This window comes from Pseudoalteromonas sp. CuT4-3 (assembly GCF_035666335.1).
GTDB classification, from domain to species: domain Bacteria; phylum Pseudomonadota; class Gammaproteobacteria; order Enterobacterales; family Alteromonadaceae; genus Pseudoalteromonas; species Pseudoalteromonas atlantica.
Genome location: NZ_CP142031.1, coordinates 627,342 through 653,628 on the forward strand (window position 1 = coordinate 627,342; position 26,287 = coordinate 653,628).

Here is a 26,287-nt window from a genome sequence, read left to right on the forward strand (position 1 = left end):
GCGACTACTCTGCTAATGGTAATTTAAATTTGGCTAAACGATTTTTAGGATAACCAGAAATATCAACTGGTTCGCCGTTTAGAGAAACACTAACTACGTCGTGCTTACCCAACACAACTGAAAAAGGCGGGGTGCCGCTTACAGCCATTTTATAGCCTGCTTTTTTTACGCCAAATGCTATGCGCTCACCTTCGCCATCGTGTATTTCTACCCAGCTCTCATCGTTAAACACCATGTTAATTGTACTGGTGTTACTTTGCGTGTCGGGCTCGTTAGTGGCTGTTTGGGTGCTAGCGGCAATAGGCGCCGTGGCATTAACGGCTTCACTTAAGGGGACTTGTTCAGCACTTAAAGGCATTACAGCCGGTGTGCGCTCAACGGCCTGTGTTGCTGGCATTTGCGAGGTGTTCTCGCTTTCGTTATTTAGCGCGTTGTTATTTTGCTGGTTATCTAAAATTGAATTTTCAATATTGATTGTGCTTGTTTGCTCATCGATAGGCGTAGCATTTTGCCAAAACCATAAGGCAGATGAGCCAATAACAATGGCTAAAATAATGTAGCTCACCAGCATTAGGCGGCTGTCATGGGCTTCTTTTTCTGTGCGGCGCGAAAAGCTTTGCATGTTAGCCGGCTTTGTAGGCTCGGGCGGTGCTGGCAATATAGCTAATATAGGGGCGCTATCGACGTGTAGTTCACGGCAATAGTTTTTAATGTAGCCTTTTACAAAGGTAATTGGGCCTAACGTTTGGTACTGATCGCTCTCTAAGCGTTGCAGCTGAGAAATAGAAAGCTTAAGTGGGCCAGTAAGTGACTCTAAGCTTACATTCGCTTGCTCTCTGTGCGCTTTTAATAGTTGCCCAACACTTGGCTCATCGCTTTGTTGCGTAGTTTCTTCTGTCATAATAGGTACGAATTTGGATCCACTAGTAATAGTCTGTGCCCAGGTGTAAGTTCTATATCTGGACTTAATTTATTCCATCGCATTAATTCATCAATTAATACATGCCGCTGGGTAGCTATGTCGTAAAGGGTATCGCCAGCTTTAATCTCGTAATAAATATTAGGATCGTTTAAATAAATTTTACTTCCGTTGATAACACGATCCGACTCCTTTAGACCATTCCACTGCAGGAGTTTTTGTAGTTTAACATTGTATCGCACTGAAATGCTAAATAGGTTTTCACCAAACTCAATAATATGAAAAGGCACCTTTAAAGGGGGGACTTTTGGATTAAGCATGGGAGGCTCTTGTTTTACACTTGGTTGGTAGTTTTTTAGTGTAATATCGTTACTGTCGCTGTATGGGTTATTACTAAATACCGCACTGTCTTTTTTAGCCTCATAAAATACTACCGAATTATTTAAGCCCGCATTCTGTGGGCCATTTGCTGCAGGGCGTGTATTTTGTGGGGTGTTAAAGTTAGCTTGTTTTGGCGCACCAAATGAAATTATTTTTACTTCGTCATCATCTTTGGGTGTTTGTTTAGCGACGGCTTTTGGCGGCTCAGCTGTGGGTGTAGACGTTTGTTGCGCTTGGTGATCCGTTGTTAAAGCCAAAAGCACCGCTGCGGTATCTGTTTTAGACTCTGCAGGCACAGATGTTGTAGTTGTAGTTGCTACTTGGGCAGTATTTGTTACGGTTGGAGCGGCTGCCACAGCTGGCACTACTGCTTTAGTTGTTGTCGCTACTTTAGCCTGCGTTGGTTGAGCCGCAGGCGTGAGAGTGGCAGCGTCATCACTTTGCTCAGCTACGGTTTTTTGTTTGTTTGCTGCGGCAATGGTTGCCTGTGCTTTTGCCGTCTCATTTAATACTGGGCTTGAAGGCTCAACCCCTGGAGAAATTAAGCTGGTCGAATTATCGGTAGTTGGGCGCTTTTTACGGATAATTTTAATTTTTGGTTGCTCAACACTGATTTGCTCTTCGCCATACTGCTCTTGAAGCTCTTCGAGTTGCGCTTTACGGTATTTTTCGCGCAGTATTTCAAACTCAGTTTGTTTAGTACGATTATCGCGAATAGCATAGGCTTGCTTACTTGTTGGGTAAGTTTGCATTATGGTGGCGGCAATTTTTTCTGCTTCTTCTATTCTGCCCATGCGCTGCTTAATTAAATAACCAAGCAATAAAGCCCGTGCAGACACTCGGCCGGTGTCGTCATGACGCTTTAATACTTCGCTGGCTTTATGTAAATCGCTTTTAGCATAAAAAAGGGCGGCTAAGCTTATTAGGGTCGATGTACGTTGCGAGCTGTGATTAAGTGCTTGTTTAAAGTAACTCTCTGCATTTTCAAAGTCGTTAAATTCTATGGCACATAAGGCAAGGTTTTCGTAGCTTTCGGCAACGCGAATATAGCTTGGAATATCAATTGCTTTTAAAAACTGATCGGTCGCGCGGTCATACTCTTCAATACTACATAAAAACACACCGTAGTTATTAAGTGTGTTCGGATCGTCAGGCTTAATTGCTAATGCTTTTTGATAGGCTTTATCGGCACGCTCTTTTTCGCCTACTTGTTGGTAATAATAAGCAAGAGAGTAATGTACTTCAGGTAGATTTGGGGCAAATTCTATAGCTCGCTCAAGGTTATACTTTGCTTGCGAGTTGTTGCCAGTTTCTAAGTATTGTAAAGCGAGGGCGATACGTGTGCGTGCTGCGCCTGCATTATTGATTTTGTTTTCGACGACGGGTTTGTCACTGCCGTTATAACTACTTTCACTTACGCACCCTGTAAGGGTTAGTGTTGAAAGTGTTAAAGCAAGTAAAGATCGCATTACCTTGTCTCTGTTTTTCTATCCATAGCGCCTATCTTACCTAAAACCCTTAGTGTTGCATCATTTATTTAAAAATAAACAACTTAACCACCCTGCACAGGGAATATACGCAGGGTGGTTACAGGCTTATGCTTGCTGGATATTTACGCTAATTGCGTTATCGTCACGCATTTTCTTTTTCGCCATACGTTTAGTACGGTCAACAACATCGCCGGCTAATTGCCCACAGGCGGCGTCAATATCGTCACCACGAGTACGGCGCACAATACACGTAATACCCGCAGCTTGTAAAACCTTAGAAAAACGGTCAATACGGCTGTTGCTAGAGCGTGTGTATTCGTTACCCGGGAACGGGTTAAACGGAATAAGGTTAACTTTAGAAGGTGTACCTTTAAGCGTTTTAACCAGCTCATGTGCTTGGTCGGTGCTGTCGTTAACGCCATTTAGCATAACGTATTCAATGGTCACGTCTTTATTTGCTTTAGAGCCATCGATATAACGACGACACGCGGCTAAAAATTCTTCAATAGGGTACTTTTTATTAATTGGCACAAGTACGTCACGCAGTGCGTTATCGGGAGCGTGAAGTGAAATAGCAAGTGCTACATCTATTTTTTCTTTTAATAAATCAAGGGCAGGTACAACCCCTGAGGTACTTAATGTTACGCGGCGCTTAGATAAGCCAAAGCCCCAATCGTCCATCATAAGTTCCATTGCCGGCACTACGTTTTTAATATTAAGCAGGGGCTCGCCCATACCCATCATTACAACGTTGGTAACTGGGCGTTTTTCGCTGTTGCCATCAAGGCCTATGTCTTTAGCTACACGCCAAACTTGGCCAATAATTTCAGACACTTTAAGGTTACGGTTAAAGCCTTGTTGCGCAGTTGAACAAAACGTACACTCAAGGGCACAACCCACTTGCGAAGATACACACAAAGTGGCGCGGTCTTTTTCTGGGATCCATACAGCTTCAACTTCTTGGCCGCCATCAAGCACTAATGCGTACTTAATTGTGCCGTCGCTTGCTTGTTGGCGTACAGAGATTTCTGGCGCAACAATTTCGCATTCGTTTTTAAGCTTTTCTTTAAGCTTTTTATTAACGTTGCTCATGTCGTCAAAGTTATCAACGCCAAAATGATAAATCCATTTCATCACCTGGTCGCCACGAAATGGCTTTTCACCGAATGATACAAATAGGTCGCGCATTGCATCTCGGTTTAAATCTAATAAGTTAATCTTTTTTTGCTCGGTCATGAAACAACCTCAATCGGTGACGGTGGAGATAAAATTTACAAGGGCGAATTGTACACAATTCACCCACTTTAATCATTAAGTAAAATATCAAAAATGCATTTAAGGATACTTTACGTAATGACTAAAAAAGGGCTCGAAAGCCCTTTTCTTACTTTGCATTACAGCGTTAACTGTAAAACTCGAATTAACGAGTACGTGGGCAAAGCTCTTCGTCAGCGAAGAAGTACGCGATTTCGCGAGCAGCAGATTCAACAGCGTCAGAACCGTGAACAGCGTTTTCGTCGATGCTATCAGCGTAGTCTGCACGTAAAGTACCTGCTAGTGCTTCAGCTGGGTTAGTAGCACCCATGATTTCGCGGTTTTTAAGAACAGCGTTTTCGCCTTCAAGAACGGTAACCATTACTGGACCAGATGTCATGAAAGATACTAAAGCACCGAAGAAAGGACGCTCGCTGTGCTCTGCGTAGAAACCTTCAGCTTTCTCTTTTGAAAGGTGAACCATTTTAGCTGCAACGATTTTAAGACCCGCAGTTTCGAAACGGTTGTAGATTGCGCCGATGTGGTTTTTTGCTACTGCATCAGGTTTTACGATTGAGAAAGTACGCTCTAAAGCCATCTTTATGCTCCAATAATTTTTAAATAAAAGTGTGAATATTTACGGGCGCGAATTATACGCGTTTTAATTGAAAAAACCTAATTTTATTAAAAACCAGTTTGGTTGCAGTTTAATGATCTTGATCAAAAGCACAATGTTTGTCGCATTTATAATGCCGCGCTTGTAAATTGATTAATCATGTAACCGACGTGTACTCGGTTAGCTGTATGGAGCGCATATGCCAGCTGTTTCTTCTGTAACTTCTTTTATTCCCGAACTGTTATGCCCTGCGGGGAGTTTAAAAAACATGCGCTACGCCTTTGCATATGGGGCCGATGCCGTTTATGCCGGCCAGCCTCGCTACAGTTTGCGGGTACGTAATAATGAGTTTGATTTAGAGACATTGCAAATAGGGATTAATGAAGCCCATGCGCAAAATAAAAAGTTTTATGTGGTTTCAAATATTGCTGCGCATAACGCAAAGGTTAAATCGTATTTACGTGATATAGAACCAGTGATTGCTATGGGGCCCGATGCGCTGATTATGTCAGATCCTGGGTTAATTATGCTGGTACGCGAAAAGTGGCCAGCTATGCCTATTCACCTATCGGTGCAAGCAAATGCAGTTAATTATGCAAGTGTTCAGTTTTGGGCAAAACAAGGTATTGAGCGGGTTATTTTATCTCGCGAGCTATCGCTTGAAGAAATAAAAGAAATACGCACACTTTGCCCAGGCACCGAACTTGAAGTATTTGTGCATGGTGCGTTATGTATGGCGTATTCTGGGCGTTGTTTACTTTCGGGTTATATAAATAAGCGCGATCCTAACCAAGGCACCTGCACGAATGCCTGCCGCTGGAATTACGATGTAAAACCGGGCGTTGAAAACGAAACGGGCGACATGGTGCATAAAATTGACCCTAACCACGTTATACCAAATCTTGGAGAAGGTGCGCCAAGTAACGATGTATTTATGCTTGAAGAGCAAGGGCGCCCTGGTGAGTATATGCCAGCATTTGAGGATGAACACGGCACTTATATTATGAATTCAAAAGATTTGCGCGCTGTGCAATACGTAGAGCAGTTAACAAAAATGGGTGTACATAGTTTAAAAATAGAAGGGCGGACAAAATCGTTTTATTACGTAGCGCGCACCGCGCAAGTATACCGTAAAGCCATAGATGATGCGGCATCGGGTAAACCATTCGATACTCACTTATTTAAAACACTCGAAAACTTAGCACATCGTGGCTACACCGAAGGCTTTTTAAAGCGCCATGCCCACCAAGATTATCAAAACTATGAATACGGTCACTCTGTATCAACTAAGCAGCAATTTGTTGGGGAAGTAATAGGGCGCCATGCTGATGGTTTAGTTGAAATAGAGGTAAAAAATAAATTCTGCGTTGGGCATTCTTTAGAGCTTATGACACCACAAGGGAACATTATTTTTGAACTTGAATACATGCAAAACAAAAAGGGCGAAAGTATTACCGATGCCAAAGGCTCTGGGCATCACGTTAAAATTCGATTAGATACACGCATTAATTTAGAGCACGCAATATTAATGCGAAATTTAGATGAGCACCAAGATACCCGCAACCCCTATAAAAAAGTAGCAAGTGAGTAAGCGCTAGCATGGCACTATTTATAAATAATAAATGCATTAACTGCGATGTATGTGTAGATGAGTGCCCCAACAGCGCGATTTTTATGGGGTCAAAAATTTATCAAATAGACCCAGATAAGTGCACTGAATGTGTGGGGCATTACGATAAACCAACGTGTGTCATAGTGTGCCCTATTAATTGCATTAAAAGCGATCCTTTAAATAGGGAGTCACTTGAGCAGCTCGCACAAAAGTATGTAAACCTAGTTGAAAGTGAAGGCTGAGCACATAAAAAGGAACATATGCTTACAAATTTAGCAATAAATTAGCTTAAACTACTTATTAATTATCGCGTTATCATTAATACCTCCTATACTGGAAGTAACTTGATTTAGTGTTTTTTGGTAGGGAAGTTAATGTTTTTTTCAAAAGGTAAGCAAAACGAAATAGCCGCTTTAAAAGCCCAGTTGTACCCTTTAGAGCAAGTGTGGGAAGGGCTTTACAAAGAAATGCTGGTACTTAATGTACTTTATGATGGGCGAATTTCGCATGCTAACGATAACTTTTTAAACGCATTAGGTTATAACGAAGATAATTTAACAAATAATCAGCTAGGCGATTTTATTGCTGATCAGTCGCGGCTATCACCTGAATACGCAGAACTTGAAAAAGCATTCCAAAAAGAAGGCCACTGGAGTGGAGCTATTGAATTTGTTCGCCAAGATGGCAATGCAGAGTGGCTAAGATTAATTGTGCACCCTGTGGTGGGCGAGCAAAATCAGTTATTGTATTTTTCGGTGTTTGGCACCGTACTTACTAAAACCATTACAACCGCTCGTGAACAAAGCGACACAATAAAAGCGATTTATCGCTCTATGGCTGTGATTGAATTTGATTTACAGGGGCATGTGTTGACGGCAAACGATCAGTTTTTGTCAGCCATGGGGTACAATGAATCAGAAATAATTGGCCAGCATCACCGGGTGTTTTGTGAAACCGAAGAAGCTAATTCGGCTGAATACCAACAGTTTTGGAGCAAGCTTAGGCAAGGCCAATTTATTGCCGACAGGTTTAAACGCATAGATAAATATGGCAATGTAATTTGGTTAGAAGCCACCTACAACCCTATATCGAATGATGCGGATCAGCTTTATAAAGTAATGAAATTTGCCACCGTAATTACTGAGCAAGTAAACCGTGAAATTGCTATTTCGCAAGCAGCCGAAATAGCCTATGGCACCTCTACAGAAACAGATAAAACCGCAGAGCGTGGCAGCTGCGTATTACAAGAAACCGTATCTGTTATGAACGAGCTGGCTGTAAACATGGAGCAAGCAGCTAACGAAATTTCGGCGCTGGATCAACAATCTCAACAAATAGCCAGCATAGTACAAAGCATAAGTAGTATTGCCGAGCAAACCAACTTACTTGCACTCAATGCTGCAATAGAGGCTGCGCGTGCAGGAGAGCAAGGGCGCGGGTTTGCTGTGGTTGCTGATGAAGTAAGGCATTTAGCGTCAAGAACGTCAAAAGCAACAGAAGAAATTGTGGAAGTGGTACAGCGTAATCAGTCACAAACCCAAAGTACGGTAGCGCTTTCTAAAGAGTCGGGTGAGGTTATGGCAGAAATTCAAGATGGAGCCCAAAAAGTGGTAAATGCGGTGGGCCAATTTACCAGCCAATTAAACTCTAATAACTGATTGAGTAAATACGTTAAAACAACAAGCATAAAATAAAACCGCGAAAGCGGTTTTTTGCTTTAACAAGAATGCGTACCGGCACATATTAAGTAATTTGAACTGTGGGTAATAAACCTACCTCTGGCTAGAGAAAATAAATTTAACTATCACTGTAATTTAATTTGTTAGTAAGTATCTTAACCGGAGTTTAGGTTAAGTAAAGCGGCGGGTAATATTTTTATAACAAGGGGTTATTTTCACCTTAGCTAGCATTAAATAGCTTAAAAACGGGCGCATAAACCCTAGTAAGGTTAAATAGTGAGGTGTGAGTTATTTTTTAACCACAGTTGAGACTAAATTAAGCCAGGCGTTAACAATACATTAAGTTTCGCCATGTAAACTTTGCAGCAATTTGCCATTACGTACTGCAATACGCTAATGGATCACTGATTTGCTTAGCCTAAGCAATGTAAATGGAATAGCTGTAAAAAATGATTAATTGCCTACGTCATTACCCTTTATCTAAAGTATACAAATCTTTATTTTGCGCATCACTTATTACCTCAAGCCCATTTAGCTTAGCTGATGATGCTGCCTCACAAAACGCTAAAACTCTGCTTAAAAAAAATATGGAAGTAATTGAAGTACGGGGTATACGCTCAAGCATGGCTGAGAACTTAGATGTTAAGCGTATGTCTGGCTCTGTGGTGGATGCAATTACAGCCGAAGATATTGGCAAATTTCCTGATAAAAATGTAGCGGATTCGTTGCAGCGAGTACCTGGCGTTGTTATTGAACGCGATGGCGGAGAAGGGGCATCGGTGAGTATTCGTGGTTTATCATCTGAGCTCACATTTACTCAGCTTAATGGCAATTTTATAGCCTCATCACCCGAGGAGCCTTCACGCTCGTTCGATTACACTTTATTGCCCTCTGCCATGATAGAAAGCGTAGAAGTGTATAAATCGCCAGAAGCACGTTTAGATGAAGGCGGCGTAGGCGGCACAGTATTAATGCATAGCCGCAAGCCTTTAAGCATGGAGGCAAACTCAGGTGTATTTAACGTTGAATCTACTTACGCCGATGTGACAAAAGAGTACGAGCCGCAATTTAGTGGCTTATATTCGTGGAAAAATGAGGACGACACCTTTGGTGTATTAGTGGGTTATACCTATCAAGAGCGTACTAATCGCACTTTAACAGGCAGCACCGATGCAAATGTATGGCGTTACACGGGTGGCGGTCAACCAACTGATATTAATGGAAATGCCGTTGATAACAATAACGGTTGGGATACGATAAGTGATGCCAGCGGTAATCGTTATGATGGCGTGTGGTTTCCGCAAGTTATACGTGGCTCTGTGCTTAATGAAAAACGTGAGCGTGAAGGTATTCAATTTAGTACACAATGGCGCCCAACTAATCGCTTAGAACTAGGGTTTAACTACTTTGGCTTTACACTTGGACAAGACAGAACCGAATCAGTCATTGATATACCTGAGTGGTCACTTAATCCTGATTTTTTAACCGCAGTAAACCTAGACGAAACAGGCACCATTGCAACGGGTATGCAATATAATGCCAGTGCTAGCGGTGTTGAAAACGATATGCAATTTCCGTGGATGCGTGGCAGTTATGTACGAGAAGAGTCTACCTCCGATACTATCGATTTTAATTTAACCTACGAAGGCGATAGCTTTAAAGCCCGCTTTGTTATTGGTAACACTCAATCTGAGGGCGGCCCTGAAGAAAGCTGGGAAGCCGCTTATAAAAGCTCAAACGCCGGCGAAAACGAAACCATTATTCAAAACGCATCGCAAAGCGCAGCGTGGTCTTTAAATGAAAATAATGTATCGCTGAGTATTGATCCCAACACATTAGCTAACTTGCAAAGTGGCTTAGGCGGCGGGCGTGATGCGGGTTCGTCAAATTCAAGCTTTGTGCGCAGCGAACTCGAAGAGGATTATTATCAAGCCGACATCGACTTTTATGTTGATTGGGGATTTTTAAAAACGATTAGAACCGGGGCTAAATATCGCCATGCCAACTTACACCGCGAGACCGGTAATACGTTTTTTTTAGATCCTAACTTTGATATTGCTGCAGGTGAAGCGAGTGAGCAAGGTATCACGCAATTTGATAGCTACCAATGGAATGGCGGTATGCCACTTGCCGAGGATGTGTTTATTAATCAAACCAATATAGTTGGCGGGTTTAATATAAACCAAATGCCCAGCATAGATTGGGATAAATACCGAGATTTAGTAACCGACAACTACACGCCTTATACTCGCATAGAAGATAACTTTGTATACGATATTGAAGAAAAAATATCAGCGTTTTATATTCAAGGCGATTTTGAATTTAGTGAAGTAAGAGGTAATTTAGGTGTGCGCGTAGTACAAACTAAAACCTTAACCTCTTCTACCGATTTATATACTTATCAACTTGATCACACCAATGATGAAACAGGCGAGCCGGTAACTGGCGATGCGCGTTTTGTAGAAGACTATCAGTTGGTTACACAAAAAAATACCGACACACAAATTCTACCAAGCTTTAACATAGCGTGGGATGCCACCGACGATTTAGTGATTAGAGGCGCTATTGCTAAAGTGATGGCGCGACCAGATTACAGCGATTTAGGCTCGCAGCAGCGTATCACGTTTGTATCAAATGAATGGGCAGAAGACAGAGCCGCATTCAACGAACTTGCAGGCTTTAGTGGCAGTGGCGGTAATAAAAATTTAAAACCTTTTGAATCAGTGCAGGCCGATTTATCTATTGAATATTATTACGCCGAGGGCTCTGCATTGGGGTTAGCGCTGTTTCATAAAAAGGTTGATAACTTTGTTGTGCCGCTGGTAATAGATATGCAGCAAGAGTTTGCAGGCAAAGAAAATATAGTAGAGAGCGGTTTCATTACCGTTGCGCCATACAGCACAGTGGGTAACGGCACCGATGCGGTATCAAAAGGGGCCGAAGTATTTATTCAACATGTATTTGCAGGTGGTTTTGGTTTTTATGCTAATTACACCTATAACAAAACCAATAAAGCCGATGTAAGTGTAAATGGTGAAGAATTTGGCCAATCGCCATTAATTGGAAGCGCTAAATACCAGTACAACACCTCTGCTTATTACGAAGGCGAGTACTTTACTCTTCGCGCGTCGTACAATAAACGCGGCGAAACAGTACTTGGCTTAAACAGTGGTTTAAATGTATACCAAGATCCTTACGAGCAAGTTGATGTAAATGCCGCCATTAATATATCTGATGGCTTAAGTTTAACAGCTTCTGTTATTAACTTAACTAAATCGGAAACTGTTACGCGTTTAGGTGATGATAGCGATGCGCGTTTATTAAGTTCAAGTTACTCAGGTAGACGCTACTACGCGGGTATAAATTATAGTTTTTAAATAAAAGCCCACTATACGTTTTTAGCACACTAACCTTGTTAATGAATAGCATGACTATTATGATGAAATTATTATAAAAGGATGAAGAAAATAAATTAATGAGTTACCAACCGTTTATAGATGATTCTGCTTCGCTAATCGAGTTTACGCGTGTGTATTTAGCGCTTTTTTATACGTTTGTGGCGGGGTTTTACACCGTTAGAATTATTTATAAAAACCGTTCAACGCCTGCGGGTGTTATTTTTCCTGGCGCTAAGTTTTGTACTAGCTGGTGGAATCATATGGCGTTTAAGTTTTTTAGAGCTGCTATATGGTTTGTGTGTGTGCTGCGTGTGTTTGTGCCTGGCACCGATAACTACTTAGGTATGTTTTATACCTTAAATGGGTGGCCGGGTGTTATGTTTGGCAATATTATGCTCACGGCGGGCTTTGTGCTCAGTATGGTTGTTCATTTTCATATGGCGTCACTTTGGCGCTCGGGTATAGACCCAAATGGGCCTCAAACGCTTAAAACTACAGGGTTATATAGTTTTTCGCGCAACCCTATGTATGTTGGTGTGGCAACTGCTCAGTTGGGGTTCTTTTTAGCGTTACCAAGCTTATTTAGCTTAATTTGTCTTGCTGTGGGCTTATATGCGCTTTATAAACAAATAGCCGTTGAAGAAGCGCATTTAGTCACGCGTTTTAATAATGACTACCTAAAATATAAGCAAACCGTACCGCGCTGGTTGTAGGTTATTCAACGGTTGCTTTTATTTGCAGATGGCTATTTATAAAGTCTTGCTTTGAAAGCGGTTTAGAATATAAGTAGCCTTGAATGTAATCACAGCCCAACGCGATTAATTGTGCTTGTTGGGTTGGTGTTTCTACCCCTTCGGCGACCACTTCTACCCCTAAGTTATGCGCCATAGTAATTATGGCTTTAATTAGCGCTATACTGCTGCTGTTGGCTTCGATATTTTGTATAAACGATTGATCTATTTTAAGTATATCAATGTCTAACTGCTACAAGTACGCAAGCGATGAGTACCCAACACCAAAATCATCAATGGCAATGTCTATATCAAGCGCATTAAGGCGTTTTAAATGGTGCTGAATAGCGTTATCTGGGTCCATTAAGCTGTTTTCAGTTATTTCAATTAAAATAGTATGAGGTGGCAAATTATAAAGTTTGCACGCCTCTACCCATTGGGTAACCCAAATACCGTCGCGATCAATTTCTAAAGGCGAGGTATTTACACTAATTTGCACCGGTGTATAGCTTAGCTTATTAAACTGCACCGCATCGCGAACAGCTTGCGATTTAACCCATTCGCCTAGCTCTTTTATCAAGCCATTTTGCTCTGCTATATCGATAAACTCAACAGGGCCAATAATGCCTCGCTCTGGGTGGTTCCAACGGATCAGCGCTTCAGCTTTTTTTAGCGTACGTGAATGGGGGTCCCATATTGGCTGATAGTAAAGTTCAAATTGATTGTTATTTAAGCCAATGCGTATTTCTTCTATAAGGCGGCGCTTTTCAATCGCCAGTTCTTCCATTTCGTATGAGAAAAACTCAAACCTATTTCGCCCCTTACTTTTTGACAAATACATCGCTTGGTCGGCTCGTTTAACTAAGGTTTCGACCGATATGCCGTCATGCGGAAAAAACGCCACGCCTATACTCGCGGTTACCTGCACATGTTCGTTTTTTATGGTTATCGTTCGGGTCAGGCTTTTCATTACATCGTGTGCAATGTGCGAAACCGCTGTTGTATCGCTTATTCCTTTTAGTATTAGGGTAAACTCATCACCGCCTAAGCGCGCCACTATGTCTTGCTGTTTTAAGCAGCGGCGAAGTCGCTTAGCAACTTCGTGAAGTAATAAATCACCAAAGTCGTGGCCTAAGCTATCGTTTACTTCTTTAAAGCCGTCTAAATCAATAAATACCAAAGAAAATGGTTGTTCAGGTGTGCTTACAAGCTGTTGCAGGTGCTCATAAAAATAACGGCGATTAGGTAGGTCGGTTAAGCCATCTTGATAGGCATATTGATGCAGCTGAACATTGGCATTTTCGAGCTCTTTTGTTCTTCGTTTTACTTGGTTTTCTAGTAGGTTATCGCGCTGTTCTATAGTTTGCAGCATGGTATTAAAACAGCTAGTTAGTTTACCCACTTCATCCTTTGAAAGCTCTTTAGCACGTAAGCTATAGTCGTTAGATGAGGTAATTTGCTCTGCTGTTTGTGCTAAATATAAAATGGGGTTTAAAAAACGTTTTCTGAGCATTAGCGATACAAGCAAACTTAAAATAAAGCTAAAAATCATTAATACAATAATAAACCGGCCATAAAAAGCGGCTCTGTCGTTTAGGTCACTGTCGTCGGCGCGCACAATCAGCGTACCGTAGCGTTGAGCGTCAATTGTTAATGGTGTTTTTACTTCTATTGTATGCGGGGCTGAGCTTACTTGGCTGTATTTAGGCGAGGTTACGCTTGCAATTTGTTGGCTCAAATTGTTTATCACTTCTACCGATACAATATCGGAGCGCATTAATAGCGGCTCAATCAGCTCTTTTATTGCGGCGGTGTCGTAAAATATTAAAGCAGTACTAATATTGGGGGCTAATATTTGCGAGAGTGATTTTAGGCTTTGTGTTTGTTCTTGTTTTGCGGTTTTTAGCTCATACGCGCTAAAAACGGCAGTAACGGTAGCCGTAGAAATAAGCGCAACGCTCATTAAAATAAACAGCAGCTTTTTACTCATTGAGTTGAGTGAGAAGTAGTTTTTCATTATTTACCCCTCAACAACACGTGCTAGGCGCAGCACTTTTGAGCTCATAGTAATACCTGCTTTTTTAAGCTTGCTTGGGGCAACTTCAAAGCGCACCTTACTACTTGAAAGGAAAAATCGAATATGTCCTTGTGCGGCTATAAAGCCATCGGTTTCGCCAACTATCATTGTATTTTTTAAATTAAGCGCGGGGTGGGCATCTAACCACATGTTATAGGTATTATCAGTAATAAATACTATATCACAGCCCTCAAGTGCAGTGGCCTCGAGGGGAGTTAGTTTATTTCGTAAGTGGCGTTTATGTACTTTTCTGTTTTCTAGGGCGGCATTTGCTATTGCTATAAATTGGCTGTCGGGGCTACAAATTAAAAAGTCGGAGCTGTTTTCGGGTGCAGATTGCCATTGCCCTAAGTGGGCAAAGTTATATAAAAAGCCTGCTTTAAGCACATATTCTTTTTGCACCGCAAACGCGCTTGAGCTTGTACAAAGCGCAAGGCAAAAAAATAGGTAAAGCAATCGATTTAAAGGCTTAAGCATTGGCTCTCTTAAAATGTTGCACTAACAGAAAACGTAACACACTCGTCTATGTAATTAGGAACCGTAAATGTTTCGCGAGTATTGGCGTATTCTATGTGTGAGCCTGCAAATAAATTTTTGCCTGATACTGCTGTGGCCCAGTTATTGTTTATTTTCCAGTTCCATGTAAGGTCTACAGCGGTGTAGTTATCTGTATTGTAAGTGCTTGAGTTTTCGGCTCTTAGCGTGGCAAAAATAGAATGTTGCTCACTTAATTGGTAATTCAGTTTAGTAAATAATTGCCTGTTTACTGAGTCGTAGCCAATAGTAGGGCGCGTTGCATTAGGTAAGTCGTAATCTATTTTTGTATAGCTGTAGCCAACTTCGCTGCTTAAGTCGTCCATTAGTTGCATCGAGAACAATAAATCACCACCGGTTGTGGTGGTTTCACCTACCGAAACAAAGTCGTAATCTAAGCTTGTTGTTTGAAGCGCCGCAAATGCTTGTGACACTTCCCCGGCTAAGTAAAAGTTTAATGCAGGTATAAATTGTTCTACGTGAGGGTTTAAGCTAATTACGGCCACATCATCCGCTTGCGTATTAAATGCAGAAACATCTAAAGACCACTCCGCCTTTGATATACGGTAGCCTAGCTCGTACGAGATATAATTTTCGGCTTTTACGTTATCGTTACCATTTAAAAATGTAGCTATATGGTATTGATCTATTTCGGCAATACCCGACTGCATGCCAATAACGTCTGAGATTTTTTGGCCATTTACTCTAAAGTTATCGTTAAATTCAATTAATGTAGGAATACGCACGCTACGTGAAATTGAACCCCATGCTAGGTGCTCGTTATTTGGCTGATAGGTAAAGCGGGCAAGGGGTTGGTTTTCCCAACCGGTTAAATCGTTATGCTCTATTTTTGTGCCTACAATGAGGTTTAACGTATCTGGAATAACACTGTATTGCGCTTGCAGCATGGCACCGTATTGATGAAGGTCTTCTAGGTCTTTATCGCTATTAATAAAAATGCTGTCTTGAAAAGAAATATCATTAAATCGATAATTAAGCCCCCAATCTACCTGGAGTGCACCGGTAATAAAGTTCATTTGATAATCAACGTCAATCGATTCAAAATCTTCATTTATATAGGGTTGTTCACCATGTTGTTTAAGTCACGACATTTGCAGCATTTGGTTTGCATTATCTGAAAGACGATGCTCTACACGGGTCATTAATCGTGTTGAGCGCCTATCTGCAATAGTTGGAAATTGCTGACTGCGGTTAGACGCATCTACTACCCCAGTAAGGTTTTGGCCGTGCTCTGTGTGGGTATGATCCCCTTGCAGGAGGATTGACCACTCATCGCTTGGCGTAAAATCAGCTCTAAAGCCGCCAGCGTGCTGTTTAGTAAAGTCATTAGGTTTAATGCGGCTGCCTTTTTTAGAAGGTGCGGTATTTTTAGTATTATAGTAGCCCCTGTAACTACCAATATCAGAAATATCACCACCATGGCGAAGGCTTATGTCGGCATTTATTTGATTACCTGTAATTGCTTTAGCGTAAGTGTTGCGTGTATCTAAGCTATTTTTAGTAATGATATTGATCACGCCGTTATTTGCGTTATTACCCCATAACAACCCGCCCTGACCACGAATAACCTCAATACGTTCAATATCGTATAAAGGCACATGCAACGACTCCCAATACACAGCCGCAAATTTGGGGGTGTATAGGCTTTGCCCATCTATCATTACTAATAATTTGCTGGAATAGCGTGAAGCAACACCGCGTGCAGAAATAGCCCATTGATTGTTATCAAGTTGTCTTACGGTAAGGCCTGGCACCATTTTTAATGCCTCAGGAATAGAGGTAGCGCCCGAACTGGTAATTTGCTCTTTGCTTAGCACATAAATAGAAGAGGCGGTGTTAAAGGCCGATTGTGCTCGTTTCATTGCAGAAGTTGCTTGAACATCCATTCCCATTAACGCGTCAAGGTCTAAATCATCGTCGTTTAATGGTTCTGCAGCAAGTATTGGTGAGGCAATAATAAGTGAGCACAATAACTTTTTAGGTATTTTCACCTAGGTTTCTCCACAGGGATCAAAAATCAAAAACAGGATATATTTTTGTAAAACATTTGTTACCACAAAATATTAGCATACTTTATATTGCTAAAAGTACACTTTATTAGGCTAACTAGCATAAATTACTAAGTAGTAAGGATGTTTTAAAACTTAACGCTAAATTATTAAAGTTTTGTAGTTTTTAAATAAAATTAACAAAAAAGCCTCAAAATCAAGTAATAAGGCGGTGTAAATTAGGCGCTGCTTGTAAATACGCTTATCTAATTTAGCTCGCTGGCTACGCCATTAATCATTAGATGGTTTGTAAAACGCAGCACACCTAAACACACGCATTAATAAGGTAAATTACTTATAGTTAGCTGGTTCATGCAGGTAAAATAATTTACCCTAAGTGTATTAGTCACTTTTATATTATTTGTTTTTATGAGCCTTCTTTTTTCTATTGCGCTAGCAAGCCTTCCTGCTTTACCCGAACCCGTTGCAAACAATGCCGTAGCTAAGGTTACTGTTGAAAACCAACGCTATTTTTTGAGTTTTATGGGGCTTGGTAAAAACAAACAACATAGCGATGTACACAATAAGGTATTTTCGCTAAAACTGGGCGACAGCGCATGGCAGCAACAAGCGAGTGTGCCTTCAAGTTTGCCATTAAAGGGGCGCTTAGCCAGTACTGCTGTTGGCTTAGGTGAATACGCTTATATTTTTGGTGGCTACACGGTAGATAGCGATCATACTGAAATTTCAAGCCCCGATGTGTACCGTTTCGATATAAAAAACAATACGTATAAACACCTTGCAAGCATGCCAGTACCAGTTGATGACAGCGTAGCGCTAAGCTACAAAGAGCGTTACATATACCTTATTAGCGGTTGGCATAACGATGGCAACGTAAATTTAGTACAGGTGTACGATACTAAAAACAATACATGGCAGCAGGCGTCGCCTTTTTTAGGTGAGCCTGTATTTGGCCAAGCGGCTGCTATTAGTGGTAATACTATTGTTATTTGCGATGGCGTTAAAACCCAAGCAAATCCAGATTCTCGCCGCTCGTTTGCAGGTGTTGCGCAGTGTTTAAAAGGCACAATAAATGCCAACAATCCGCTAAAAATAGATTGGCGTACTTTGCCCCACCCAACGGGGGAGCCGCATTACCGTATGGCTGCTACTAGCTACAATAACAATATTTACATGCTGGGCGGCTCAAATAACCCCTATAATTACGATGGGATTGGCTACAATAAACAGCCCGCCCCGGCCAGCAACCATGTATGGCGTTTTAATGTAAAGCAAAACACGTGGCAGGTACTACCTAATGTAGCTGTTGGCAGTATGGATCACCGTGGCCTACTTGAGCACAATGGGGCTTTATATCGTATTGGCGGCATGAACAATCAACAGCAAGTAATAAGCAATGTATTAGGGTACGAGGTAACACAGTGAATACACTTTATATTACCGGTGCAGGGGTAAGCGCAGCCAGTGGCATACCTACATTTAGAGGCGAAGATGGCTTTTGGACTATAGGTAGTAAAAATTATACGCCTATGGAAATGGCCACGCGTGATATGTATCAAAATAATCCACGCGAGTTTTTAGCTTGGTATTACAACCGTTTTGCTGCCTATCGTAACCATGGCCCGAATGAAGTACACCATTGGCTGAGCGATAAAAACTTAATAACCCAAAATATAGATGGCCTTGATGGCAAAGCCGGTAATAAAAATTACATTGCTATACACGGCAGGCTCGATCAAATGACGTTATTTCATGAGCAAGGCGAAGCCGTTAAACCGCTTATGACTCCGTGGGATAGTGTGGATGAAAGCCGCCTGCATGAGTCTCTTTTTGAGCTATTTAATATTCAAAACCAAACACCTGAGCTTAATCATTCGTTTAAGCCTTTTGTGTTGTTGTTCGATGAATTTTACACTGAGCTTTACAGAATAACCGAAGCACAACAGCGTATGCTCAACGCCGATAAAATTGTATTTATGGGCACCTCGTTTAGTGTAAATATCACCCAAATGGCATTAGAAGTAGCCCGTAATTACGACATACCTGTAGAAGTGGTAGACCCTAACCCTGTTCACATAATGCACAGCAATGTAACGTACAAAAAAATGAATGCATTAGAATACATCCAATCTAATTAGAAAGTGCTATATTTTGAAGAGATTGCTAATGTTTTCTTAAATATTACAATCTCTTTATATAATATTAACGAGTCAACAATGTTATTATTATCCTTATTATAACAATACTAAAGAGACTTGAATGAGCGACCTAACTGCAATAGCAAACTTGTCCATTTTACTTGTAGAGCCTTCAGAGGTTCAGCAAAAAATAATAATAAAATCGCTTGCAGAAAGTGGCGTTAAACAAGTAGAAACTGCGGCTACTCAAGCGCAGGTTTTATCGTTACTTGAAAGTTACCACCCAGACCTAGTAATAAGCTCGATGTACTTATCAGACGGCACCGCCGACTCATTATTGCAAAAAATAAGACTTAACCCCGCCACTGAACATCAACCTTTTATGCTTATATCGAGCGAGCGTAATAAAAAGTACCTTGAGCAACTACGCCAATCCGGTGTGCTGGCTATTTTACCTAAGCCTTTTAGTGCAAAAGCCATTACTCGCGCACTCAAAGCAACCCTCGATATAATAAGCGAAGAAGAAGTAGATCTTGATCATTTTGATGTAACGCTACTTCGTGTACTTGTAGTAGACGACAGCCGCTTTGCTCGTAAACACATAATACGCGTACTTGCTGGCATGGGGATCCCCGAACCCGTAGAAGCCGAAAACGGAAAAGAAGCCATAGCGCACCTTAGTGAACAGTCGTTCGACTTAATCGTTACCGATTACAACATGCCAGAAATGGATGGACGCGAGCTAACCGAAACAGTACGTGGCTCAAATGCTTACTCGCATATTCCTATTTTAATGGTGAGCTCAGAGGCAAACGACACTCACCTAGCTAATATTGCGCAAGCAGGAGTTGATGCCATTTGCGATAAACCGTTTGAACCGGCCACAGTGCGAGAATTACTTTATAAAATAATGTCTTAGTCTTTTAAAAAACGGCTAACAACATTGGTAGTTAAATACATAACTACCGCTGTTTTGGCTTATTGGCTTGGCACGTTATATAACTGAAACGCTACAAAACATAAAATAACCGCAATACAGCTATCAAATACGCGCCATCTAAACGGGGAGCTTAAAACCTTTTTTAATTTTGGCGCAAACAACACTAAGCTACTAAACCAAATAACAGAGGCCACACAAGCGCCAATAGCAAAGTGCATAGGCACGGGTTGTAATGCGCCAATGCTGCCAAGCAGCAATACGGTGTCTAAATAAACATGTGGATTTAGTAAGCTTATAGCAAAGGCCGCAAGGGCCGTTTTCCACCAGCTCACTTTTATTACCTGAGTTACTTTTAACCCCGATGTGCCTTTAATTGCGCTGCGCGCAGAGCCAAATGCTAAGTAAAGTAACATAGCTATACCACCCCAGGTTAACCACGGTAATAACCCCGGCAGCCATAGCTTTAACTCATTAGCGGCAAATACACCTACAATAATTAATGTGGCGTCGCAAAGTATACAAACCGCGGCTAAAACAAAACGGTTAGCGCCCGCCATACATTGGCTTAAAATCCAAATATTTTGCGCCCCAATGGCAATAATTAAACTCAGCCCTAACATCACACCCGACAAAAACGACATACTTCAAATCCACTCAAATAAAACCTGTTATCCAATGCCTTGCAGGGTAGGGGGATTCTGTTACAAATCCAATGAATATATTTATTGTTATATGCGTAAAACTCATGATTGATTACCAGTTACTCAATGCGCTTAGTGCCGTTATAAGTGAAGGCGGATTTGAAAAGGCCTCAAAAAAATTATTTATTACCCAATCGGCGGTGAGTAGGCGTATTCATCAGCTTGAGGCCAAACTAGGCGAGCCCGTATTAATAAGAACCCAGCCGCCAACGCCCCTTGGTAAACGTTTACTTAACCATTTACAGCAAGTATTACAGCTAGAAGTGGCCCTTAATGTAGAGGCACTTAACGAGCACACAGATTTAAACACCCCGCTTAGCGTAAAGCTTGCTGCTAATGCGGATTCGCTTGCCACCTGGCTTCCCGAAGCACTCGCCGTATTAGATACAGAGCTTGCGTGCAAATTACGCTTTGAAGTCATTAGTGAAGATCAATCCATTGCCCATAAAAGAATGAAAGACGGCGAGGTTATGGTGTGTATTAGCTCATCCCCCGAGCCCGTTAATGGCGGCCTAGTTAGCCCACTTGGCGCCATACGCTACAAAGCCATTGCAAGCCCCGATTTTATAAAACAACATAAGCTTACTGAGCTTTCGCAATTAGCGCATTTACCGTGCTTGGTATTTAGTGAGTATGACAAGCTACAACACCAGTTTTTAGAAGATATTAATGGCTCAGCCCCACTGTTTACCCATATTTACCCTTCGTCAGAGGGATTTAAACAAGCCATGATAGCAGGCCTAGGTTATGGGCTATTACCTACATTACAGCTAGGAGACTCGCTGGTAAAAGGGGAGTTAGTCGATTTATTCCCAGAATATTATATAGATACACCTTTGTACTGGCACTATTGGCAAACCGAAAGCCCGCAGCTTAAAACGTTGCGTAAGTTTGCATTGCAAGTAGCAGGCAAACGGTTAGAGCCTATTAGCCCATAAAGGCTAAGCCTGCGTTTATAACTGCCCTAATCTGTAAATAAGCAGTGCTGTTTTAGCGGTGTTTTTATTAAGTGAGGTTAAATCGGCGGTTTCGTTTTTAGTGTGTGCGCCACTGCCCATTAGGCCTAGGCCATCAAGCGCCATATCAACATGGTTTGCAGCAAACGAAATATCAGCCGCACCGGCATTACGTGGGTTTGCAGCCTCCACTTTGTTATAGCCTAAGTCTTGGCTTGCTTGGCTATACAGTGCAAGCAGCTTTTTATTACCCTCAGTGAGCCCCATTGGTGGGTAGCCGTCTTCAAAAATAAGCTCAGCGTGGCTGCCATTTAAGCTTTTAGCCACTATTTGCTGCATCACTTTTTTAGCGCCTTCTACCTGCTTTGGCGAAAGCGCCCGTAAATCACCCGCTACATGCACGGTTTGCGCAATTACGTTACTTTTACCAAACGCCGTGGCTGACGAGTTAGCACTGTCGTAATCGGCATTTGTACCGCCTACAATAAGCCCTGGGTTAAAGGTTAAGTTAGGTTGTGTGGCAAGTTGTTCTCTAAAGTCATTTAAAATACGCGACGCCTCGTAAATAGCGCCATAGCCAACATTGTCACTAAATATTTGCGACGAATGTGCAGCATTGGCCGTTACATTTAACGTCCAGCCGGTATAACCACGGCGCGCCGCCATCGCGGTTTTAATATTGTTATCGCCGTTCTCAAAACCTAGCGCTACGTCAGCCCAAATTGCTGCATCAACAATAGCTTGTTTAGATAAACTAAGTGGACGACCGCTGCTTTCTTCATCGCCGGTAAGCAGTACTTTTACGCTTACGTTTTCAAGTAAATTAAGGGCTTGTAAGCTTTTAAGGGCGGTAATAATGATGGTGTTGCCGCCTTTCATATCGGCTACCCCTGGGCCGCTGGCGGTGTGTTCATCAATTTGTTTGTAGGTAATAAAGTTATCGTGTTTAGCAAAAACAGTATCAAGATGGCCGATCATCAGTAGTTTTATTGCCTCGGGGTTTTTACTTTCAAAGGTTGCGAGTACATGCCCTGCACGGTTAAACGCGCTGCCATCTAACCACTCAACCTTAAAACCAATCGCTTTTAGTTGCTCGCTTGCAAGCGCGCCCACCTTTTTTACGCCTTCAATATTTAGTGAACCGCTATTAATGTTTACCGCTTGTTCTATTTCTTTGAGCGCTTGCGGCATGTTTTGCTCAACTTGTTTTACTATTTCACGCTCGTTTTTATTAAGCGCCGCATGGCTTGTAAGCGACAAGGTACTTGCAAGGATAAATATAAGTGCTTGGCTAAATTTTAAAAGTGACATAACAGCCTAATAATTGAAAAGTAGTTCAGCTAATATGAAGTAAAAATACAAAGGGTTCAATAGAAGTAGATTGTGATTCTTAACTAATTTTATAAGCAATAACGGGTTACAAGTTTACGGGTTAATGGGTGTATGCGTTATTGATTTAAACACAGATATTTAAAATATAACCTGTTAATTAATAATCAACTAGTACAACTAAACAGCTATATGTCTGATATTACTGATCTCCACCATTTTGGGGTTTTGCTACATTTAGGAAAAGTAAGGTGAAGCTAACTATTTGTTTACAGGTGTTTATTTTATAGCTAGGATGAAATCAGTATAAAATAGGGACATTTGGCAGTTTATAAACGGCAAATGTCGTAGACTAAATTGTTATAGCAAAAGGGAGAACCATGGCATTACCTAAGCCAAGAACGGATATCACAAAACTGCTTTTATCGACTCCATCTCATTTTGTAGGTCAATATGAAAATGACGTGTTTCGAATCGTCAATGCAAACGAGAATGCACGAGTAAACGTATACACACCAAAGGCAGATGAAAGAATTTATCGGGAATACATTGAAATTACCGTTGCAACGCCTGAGTACAAAAAAGACACCATCGTAATACCTGACTATAGCCAAATTGGTGAGAACTTTTGTATCGCACTCTCTGTGTTATTTGGAAAACGGTTCGACTCTCATGGATTAATACAACAACACGGATGGCCTTACGTTCCGTCAGTTGAATCTAGCCACCAAATATATAACAAGAACCTGAGCTTCAATAGTGTTAATAAAAGAGCGGATTATCAGATAGGACTATGCCTAGAAAACATTAAATACATTGAACACGTTTTGTTTGAGCATGATGGCGATAACGCTGATGCTCACTCAACATTTTGGTATGCGGGTAGGTACTATATACAGGCAATTCGAATAGTTGAAGAAAGCCCAGAGTTAGCATTTCTTAGTCTTATAACTGCTGGTGAAATATTGGCGTCTCACTTCAAATACCCAATAGAAGAGTTGCTTGACGAAAATACAAAGCAGTTATTAAAACAACTCAAGGGGCTAGGTAAAGATGGGGAGAAACTGCACAAAAAAGTTAGCTCTAAATTAATGGGGATTTCAGAGGCATTCTGTAAGTTTATTATTGATTGCCTAGATAGTGATTTTTTCAATAGAACTGAAGCAAAGCATGAATTCCAAAAGCTTTCAGAGTCGGATATAAAACAGAGATTAAAAGCCGCCTATAATTTGCGTAGTAAGTATGTTCATGCTGGGAAATTACCGTCTTCTTGGATGGCGGTGAACTATTTACGTGATAATGAGGAAGTCATACACAGTAATCCTGTAATCGAAGATAAAGACATGCAGAAATCAATCAAACGTTCGCCTACATTCATCGGGATGGAACGGATAATAAGGTATTCATTGATAAAGTTTCTCATACAAACGGATATTATCGAGGATGACTTGGAAAGCTATAACAAGTCAAGCCAGGGGAAAGATCAAGAAATAGACTAGACACCTATCTTAAATTCTTCATTGTATCCAGCCAGTATTTATTAAAAAAACCGTCAGGTTTAACGTCATTGGCATTAAACCTGACAGCTCAAACTCAACCAATCAACGTTAGTTAGTTGGCATTAAATAAATCTCGCGTATGCTATTGCGCTGGTTTGCCTCTATTGCAAACAATACGGCGTCGGCTACATCTTGCGGGTCGAGTTTATCGGGTTTAGCTTCATCAAAAAATGGGGTGTTTACCATGCCAGGGGCTATGGTAGTACAGCGGCCGTTCCACTCGCTCATTTCCTCAGCTAAGTTTTGACCAAATCCGTAAGCAAACCATTTAGTTGCGCCGTAAATAGAGCCTTTAATTGGCATACGGCTAGCAGCTGGGCTGGTTAATATAAAGTGGCCTTTGTTTTAGCCCACATGTCTGTGCGCTTTGTTTAGAAATTTGCTACCACAACAAAGTAATGCACAGTATCCTGTACATGTAATAATTTTCCAGCTAAACTTGTCTTATATAATGTACAAGTGAGGTGCAAAATGAGAATAGTGTCTTTTACCGAAGCCCGAAATAGTCTAAAAGCCGTTTTGGATAATGTAATTAATGATGCAGATACGACAGTAATCACTCGTCGTGACACTGAAGATGCGGTTGTAATGTCATTAGATTACTACAACAGCCTTATGGAAACTGTTCATTTACTTCGCTCTCCAGCGAACGCTGAACATTTAAACCGTTCAATTGCGCAGTATAAAGCGGGCAAAACGACTCCACGAGAACTTATTGATGAGTAACAGGTTATTATCATGGACTGATGAAGCTTGGAATAGTTATGTCTACTGGCAGACTCAAGATAAGAAAACCTTGAAACGTATAAATAAGCTAATTGTCGATGTTAAGCGCTCTCCTTTTGATGGGATTGGAAAACCGGAACCCCTCAAAGAAAATCTTTCAGGCTTTTGGTCTCGTAGAATAGATGATACAAATCGTTTGGTATATGCCGTGGATGATACAGCAATTACAGTTATCTCGTGCCGTTACCATTACTAAATAAACAAGATAAATAAACAAGACACCCATCTTAAATTCTTCATTCTATCCAGCCAGTATTTATCAAAAACAACCATCAGGTTTAACGCCATAGGCATTAAACCTGACAGCTCAAATTTAACCAATCAGCGTTAATTAGTCGGCATTAAATAAATCTCGCGTACGTTGTTGCGCTGGTTTGCTTCAATGGCAAACAGTATGGCGTCGGCTACATCTTGTGGGTCGAGTTTGTCGGGCTTTGCTTCATCAAAAAATGGGGTATTTACCATACCAGGGGCTATGGTGGTACAGCGGCCATTCCACTCGCTCATTTCCTCAGCTAAGTTTTGCCCAAACCCGTAAGCAAACCATTTAGTTGCACCGTAAATAGAGCCTTTTATTGGCTTACGGCCAGCGGCTGAGCTGGTTAATATAAAGTGGCCTTTGTTTTGGCGTAAATGAGGCAGGGTTGCTTTTGCCGTCCACAGCAGGGCTTTAATGTTTATATCTATCATGGTTGACCATTCATCGGGGTCGCCTTTTTCAGTGCCTGCGGTTGAAACGCCCATACCTGCGTTGGCAAATGCGGCATCTAGTCGGCCAAATTTTTTAAGCCCTTTTGTTACTACGTTTTCAAGTTCGGTAAAGTCGGTGGCATCTGCGGGTACACTCAGTGCGTTATCTTCACCTAACGACTCAACTAGTTCAGCTAATTTATCTTCACTTCTGGCGGTAAGAATGACTTTATGGCCGTTATTAACCAATGTTTTTGCACTCGCTTCACCTATGCCACTAGAGGCACCTGTAATTAGAACTACTTTTTCTTTCGCCATGATTATTTCTCCTATGTTTACATATTCAAAATGATAAGAACGGTTTAACTAATACGTGCTATTGACTGTACCAGTTCTGGGTTAACGGGGCTTGAATGCAGGTCACTTTTCGAATGAATTATTTGGATGATGTTAGATGAGTGGCTTTA

Annotated in this window: 22 protein-coding genes and 2 pseudogenes; 12 read left to right on the forward strand and 12 right to left on the reverse strand. The window is 41.3% G+C overall.

The features are described from left to right. Window positions 1–4 precede the first annotated feature (4 nt). The 4 genes from VOI46_RS19700 to ndk form a co-directional block, all read right to left on the reverse strand. Window positions 5–901: a RodZ domain-containing protein gene (locus tag VOI46_RS19700; RefSeq protein ID WP_282337819.1), complete on the reverse strand. Its 897-nt coding sequence runs from the start codon at window positions 899–901 to the stop codon at window positions 5–7. Continuing rightward, window positions 898–2,769, reverse strand: coding sequence for a type IV pilus biogenesis/stability protein PilW (gene pilW, locus VOI46_RS19705; protein WP_282337818.1), 1,872 nt, complete (start codon window positions 2,767–2,769; stop codon window positions 898–900). The genes VOI46_RS19700 and pilW overlap by 4 nt, the downstream gene beginning before the upstream one ends. 126 nt (window positions 2,770–2,895) lie before the next feature. Further along, on the reverse strand, window positions 2,896–4,026 hold the full coding sequence (locus VOI46_RS19710; RefSeq protein ID WP_324738290.1) for a bifunctional tRNA (adenosine(37)-C2)-methyltransferase TrmG/ribosomal RNA large subunit methyltransferase RlmN: 1,131 nt from the start codon (window positions 4,024–4,026) through the stop codon (window positions 2,896–2,898). A 184-nt stretch (window positions 4,027–4,210) separates the two neighbouring features. After that, entirely contained in the window at window positions 4,211–4,642 is a 432-nt protein-coding gene (gene ndk / locus VOI46_RS19715; protein ID WP_004586996.1) for a nucleoside-diphosphate kinase, read from the reverse strand. A 217-nt stretch (window positions 4,643–4,859) separates the two neighbouring features. Here ndk and yegQ point away from each other — a divergent pair, with 217 nt between their 5' ends. The 5 genes from yegQ (at window position 4,860) to VOI46_RS19740 (ending at window position 12,062) form a co-directional block, all read left to right on the forward strand. Continuing rightward, the gene (gene yegQ, locus VOI46_RS19720) at window positions 4,860–6,251 is read left to right on the forward strand and encodes a tRNA 5-hydroxyuridine modification protein YegQ (RefSeq protein WP_324738291.1); all 1,392 of its coding nucleotides are present in this window, start codon (window positions 4,860–4,862) and stop codon (window positions 6,249–6,251) included. Between the two features lie 8 nt (window positions 6,252–6,259). Further along, window positions 6,260–6,514 carry a YfhL family 4Fe-4S dicluster ferredoxin gene (locus VOI46_RS19725; protein WP_004586998.1) on the forward strand — a complete coding sequence of 85 codons (255 nt, stop codon included), beginning with the start codon at window positions 6,260–6,262 and terminating at the stop codon, window positions 6,512–6,514. A gap of 132 nt (window positions 6,515–6,646) precedes the next feature. After that, window positions 6,647–7,930 carry a PAS domain-containing methyl-accepting chemotaxis protein gene (locus VOI46_RS19730; RefSeq protein ID WP_324738292.1) on the forward strand — a complete coding sequence of 428 codons (1,284 nt, stop codon included), beginning with the start codon at window positions 6,647–6,649 and terminating at the stop codon, window positions 7,928–7,930. A gap of 470 nt (window positions 7,931–8,400) precedes the next feature. After that, a complete protein-coding gene (locus tag VOI46_RS19735) occupies window positions 8,401–11,328 on the forward strand; it encodes a TonB-dependent receptor (protein ID WP_324738293.1) in 2,928 nt (975 codons plus the stop codon). 98 nt (window positions 11,329–11,426) lie between these two features. Next, a complete protein-coding gene (locus tag VOI46_RS19740) occupies window positions 11,427–12,062 on the forward strand; it encodes an isoprenylcysteine carboxylmethyltransferase family protein (RefSeq protein WP_004587001.1) in 636 nt (211 codons plus the stop codon). A gap of 1 nt (window position 12,063) precedes the next feature. Here the strand turns inward: VOI46_RS19740 and VOI46_RS19745 are convergent. The 4 genes and pseudogenes from VOI46_RS19745 to VOI46_RS19760 form a co-directional block, all read right to left on the reverse strand. Next, window positions 12,064–14,097, reverse strand: a pseudogene (locus VOI46_RS19745) (EAL domain-containing protein). Window positions 14,098–14,100: 3 nt separating this feature from the next. Then, the gene (locus VOI46_RS19750) at window positions 14,101–14,634 is read right to left on the reverse strand and encodes a YfiR family protein (protein WP_004587004.1); all 534 of its coding nucleotides are present in this window, start codon (window positions 14,632–14,634) and stop codon (window positions 14,101–14,103) included. An 8-nt stretch (window positions 14,635–14,642) separates the two neighbouring features. Continuing rightward, complete coding sequence (locus tag VOI46_RS19755) at window positions 14,643–15,728, reverse strand: TonB-dependent receptor (RefSeq protein ID WP_232423981.1); 1,086 nt, start codon at window positions 15,726–15,728, stop codon at window positions 14,643–14,645. A 66-nt stretch (window positions 15,729–15,794) separates the two neighbouring features. After that, window positions 15,795–16,703 carry a TonB-dependent receptor plug domain-containing protein gene (locus VOI46_RS19760; protein WP_232423982.1) on the reverse strand — a complete coding sequence of 303 codons (909 nt, stop codon included), beginning with the start codon at window positions 16,701–16,703 and terminating at the stop codon, window positions 15,795–15,797. Window positions 16,704–17,129: 426 nt separating this feature from the next. Between VOI46_RS19760 and VOI46_RS19765 the strand changes: the two genes are divergently transcribed. From VOI46_RS19765 to VOI46_RS19775, 3 genes are all read left to right on the forward strand, one after another. After that, on the forward strand, window positions 17,130–18,146 hold the full coding sequence (locus VOI46_RS19765) for a kelch repeat-containing protein (protein ID WP_004587005.1): 1,017 nt from the start codon (window positions 17,130–17,132) through the stop codon (window positions 18,144–18,146). Next, window positions 18,143–18,859: a Sir2 family NAD-dependent protein deacetylase gene (locus tag VOI46_RS19770; protein WP_004587006.1), complete on the forward strand. Its 717-nt coding sequence runs from the start codon at window positions 18,143–18,145 to the stop codon at window positions 18,857–18,859. Before VOI46_RS19765 ends, VOI46_RS19770 begins: the two co-directional genes overlap by 4 nt. A 121-nt stretch (window positions 18,860–18,980) precedes the next feature. Then, on the forward strand, window positions 18,981–19,778 hold the full coding sequence (locus VOI46_RS19775) for a response regulator (protein ID WP_004587007.1): 798 nt from the start codon (window positions 18,981–18,983) through the stop codon (window positions 19,776–19,778). Window positions 19,779–19,837: 59 nt separating this feature from the next. On the opposite strand, the gene VOI46_RS19780 is transcribed toward VOI46_RS19775, so the two are convergent. Beyond that, window positions 19,838–20,440 (reverse strand): LysE family transporter, encoded by a 603-nt coding sequence (locus tag VOI46_RS19780; RefSeq protein ID WP_004587008.1) that lies wholly within the window; start codon window positions 20,438–20,440, stop codon window positions 19,838–19,840. A 104-nt stretch (window positions 20,441–20,544) separates the two neighbouring features. Between VOI46_RS19780 and VOI46_RS19785 the strand changes: the two genes are divergently transcribed. Then, a complete protein-coding gene (locus VOI46_RS19785) occupies window positions 20,545–21,438 on the forward strand; it encodes a LysR family transcriptional regulator ArgP (protein ID WP_039972190.1) in 894 nt (297 codons plus the stop codon). Window positions 21,439–21,453: 15 nt separating this feature from the next. On the opposite strand, the gene VOI46_RS19790 is transcribed toward VOI46_RS19785, so the two are convergent. Next, window positions 21,454–22,767: a M20/M25/M40 family metallo-hydrolase gene (locus tag VOI46_RS19790; RefSeq protein WP_004587010.1), complete on the reverse strand. Its 1,314-nt coding sequence runs from the start codon at window positions 22,765–22,767 to the stop codon at window positions 21,454–21,456. 398 nt (window positions 22,768–23,165) lie between these two features. On the opposite strand from VOI46_RS19790, the gene VOI46_RS19795 reads away from it, so the two are divergent. Further along, on the forward strand, window positions 23,166–24,284 hold the full coding sequence (locus VOI46_RS19795; RefSeq protein WP_004587011.1) for a HEPN domain-containing protein: 1,119 nt from the start codon (window positions 23,166–23,168) through the stop codon (window positions 24,282–24,284). A gap of 108 nt (window positions 24,285–24,392) precedes the next feature. On the opposite strand, the pseudogene VOI46_RS19800 reads toward VOI46_RS19795, so the two are convergent. Next, window positions 24,393–24,683, reverse strand: a pseudogene (locus tag VOI46_RS19800) (SDR family NAD(P)-dependent oxidoreductase); the annotation flags it as partial. Between the two features lie 132 nt (window positions 24,684–24,815). Here VOI46_RS19800 and VOI46_RS19805 point away from each other — a divergent pair. Together VOI46_RS19805 and VOI46_RS19810 are read left to right on the forward strand one after the other, a co-directional pair. After that, complete coding sequence (locus VOI46_RS19805) at window positions 24,816–25,070, forward strand: type II toxin-antitoxin system prevent-host-death family antitoxin (protein WP_004587013.1); 255 nt, start codon at window positions 24,816–24,818, stop codon at window positions 25,068–25,070. Continuing rightward, the gene (locus VOI46_RS19810) at window positions 25,063–25,326 is read left to right on the forward strand and encodes a Txe/YoeB family addiction module toxin (RefSeq protein WP_004587014.1); all 264 of its coding nucleotides are present in this window, start codon (window positions 25,063–25,065) and stop codon (window positions 25,324–25,326) included. Before VOI46_RS19805 ends, VOI46_RS19810 begins: the two co-directional genes overlap by 8 nt. Before the next feature lie 131 nt (window positions 25,327–25,457). Here VOI46_RS19810 and VOI46_RS19815 read toward each other — a convergent pair whose 3' ends face one another. Continuing rightward, entirely contained in the window at window positions 25,458–26,138 is a 681-nt protein-coding gene (locus tag VOI46_RS19815) for an SDR family oxidoreductase (RefSeq protein WP_324738294.1), read from the reverse strand. Window positions 26,139–26,287 lie beyond the last annotated feature (149 nt).

Coding starts and splice junctions, on each gene's coding strand:
- VOI46_RS19700 (WP_282337819.1), bottom strand. CDS start 901: ATGACAGAAGAAACTACGCAACAAAGCGATGAGCCAAGTGTTGGGCAA.
- pilW (WP_282337818.1), bottom strand. CDS start 2,769: ATGCGATCTTTACTTGCTTTAACACTTTCAACACTAACCCTTACAGGG.
- VOI46_RS19710 (WP_324738290.1), bottom strand. CDS start 4,026: ATGACCGAGCAAAAAAAGATTAACTTATTAGATTTAAACCGAGATGCA.
- ndk (WP_004586996.1), bottom strand. CDS start 4,642: ATGGCTTTAGAGCGTACTTTCTCAATCGTAAAACCTGATGCAGTAGCA.
- yegQ (WP_324738291.1), top strand. CDS start 4,860: ATGCCAGCTGTTTCTTCTGTAACTTCTTTTATTCCCGAACTGTTATGC.
- VOI46_RS19725 (WP_004586998.1), top strand. CDS start 6,260: ATGGCACTATTTATAAATAATAAATGCATTAACTGCGATGTATGTGTA.
- VOI46_RS19730 (WP_324738292.1), top strand. CDS start 6,647: ATGTTTTTTTCAAAAGGTAAGCAAAACGAAATAGCCGCTTTAAAAGCC.
- VOI46_RS19735 (WP_324738293.1), top strand. CDS start 8,401: ATGATTAATTGCCTACGTCATTACCCTTTATCTAAAGTATACAAATCT.
- VOI46_RS19740 (WP_004587001.1), top strand. CDS start 11,427: ATGAGTTACCAACCGTTTATAGATGATTCTGCTTCGCTAATCGAGTTT.
- VOI46_RS19750 (WP_004587004.1), bottom strand. CDS start 14,634: ATGCTTAAGCCTTTAAATCGATTGCTTTACCTATTTTTTTGCCTTGCG.
- VOI46_RS19755 (WP_232423981.1), bottom strand. CDS start 15,728: ATGAACTTTATTACCGGTGCACTCCAGGTAGATTGGGGGCTTAATTAT.
- VOI46_RS19765 (WP_004587005.1), top strand. CDS start 17,130: ATGAGCCTTCTTTTTTCTATTGCGCTAGCAAGCCTTCCTGCTTTACCC.
- VOI46_RS19775 (WP_004587007.1), top strand. CDS start 18,981: ATGAGCGACCTAACTGCAATAGCAAACTTGTCCATTTTACTTGTAGAG.
- VOI46_RS19780 (WP_004587008.1), bottom strand. CDS start 20,440: ATGTCGTTTTTGTCGGGTGTGATGTTAGGGCTGAGTTTAATTATTGCC.
- VOI46_RS19785 (WP_039972190.1), top strand. CDS start 20,545: ATGATTGATTACCAGTTACTCAATGCGCTTAGTGCCGTTATAAGTGAA.
- VOI46_RS19790 (WP_004587010.1), bottom strand. CDS start 22,767: ATGTCACTTTTAAAATTTAGCCAAGCACTTATATTTATCCTTGCAAGT.
- VOI46_RS19795 (WP_004587011.1), top strand. CDS start 23,166: ATGGCATTACCTAAGCCAAGAACGGATATCACAAAACTGCTTTTATCG.
- VOI46_RS19805 (WP_004587013.1), top strand. CDS start 24,816: ATGAGAATAGTGTCTTTTACCGAAGCCCGAAATAGTCTAAAAGCCGTT.
- VOI46_RS19810 (WP_004587014.1), top strand. CDS start 25,063: ATGAGTAACAGGTTATTATCATGGACTGATGAAGCTTGGAATAGTTAT.
- VOI46_RS19815 (WP_324738294.1), bottom strand. CDS start 26,138: ATGGCGAAAGAAAAAGTAGTTCTAATTACAGGTGCCTCTAGTGGCATA.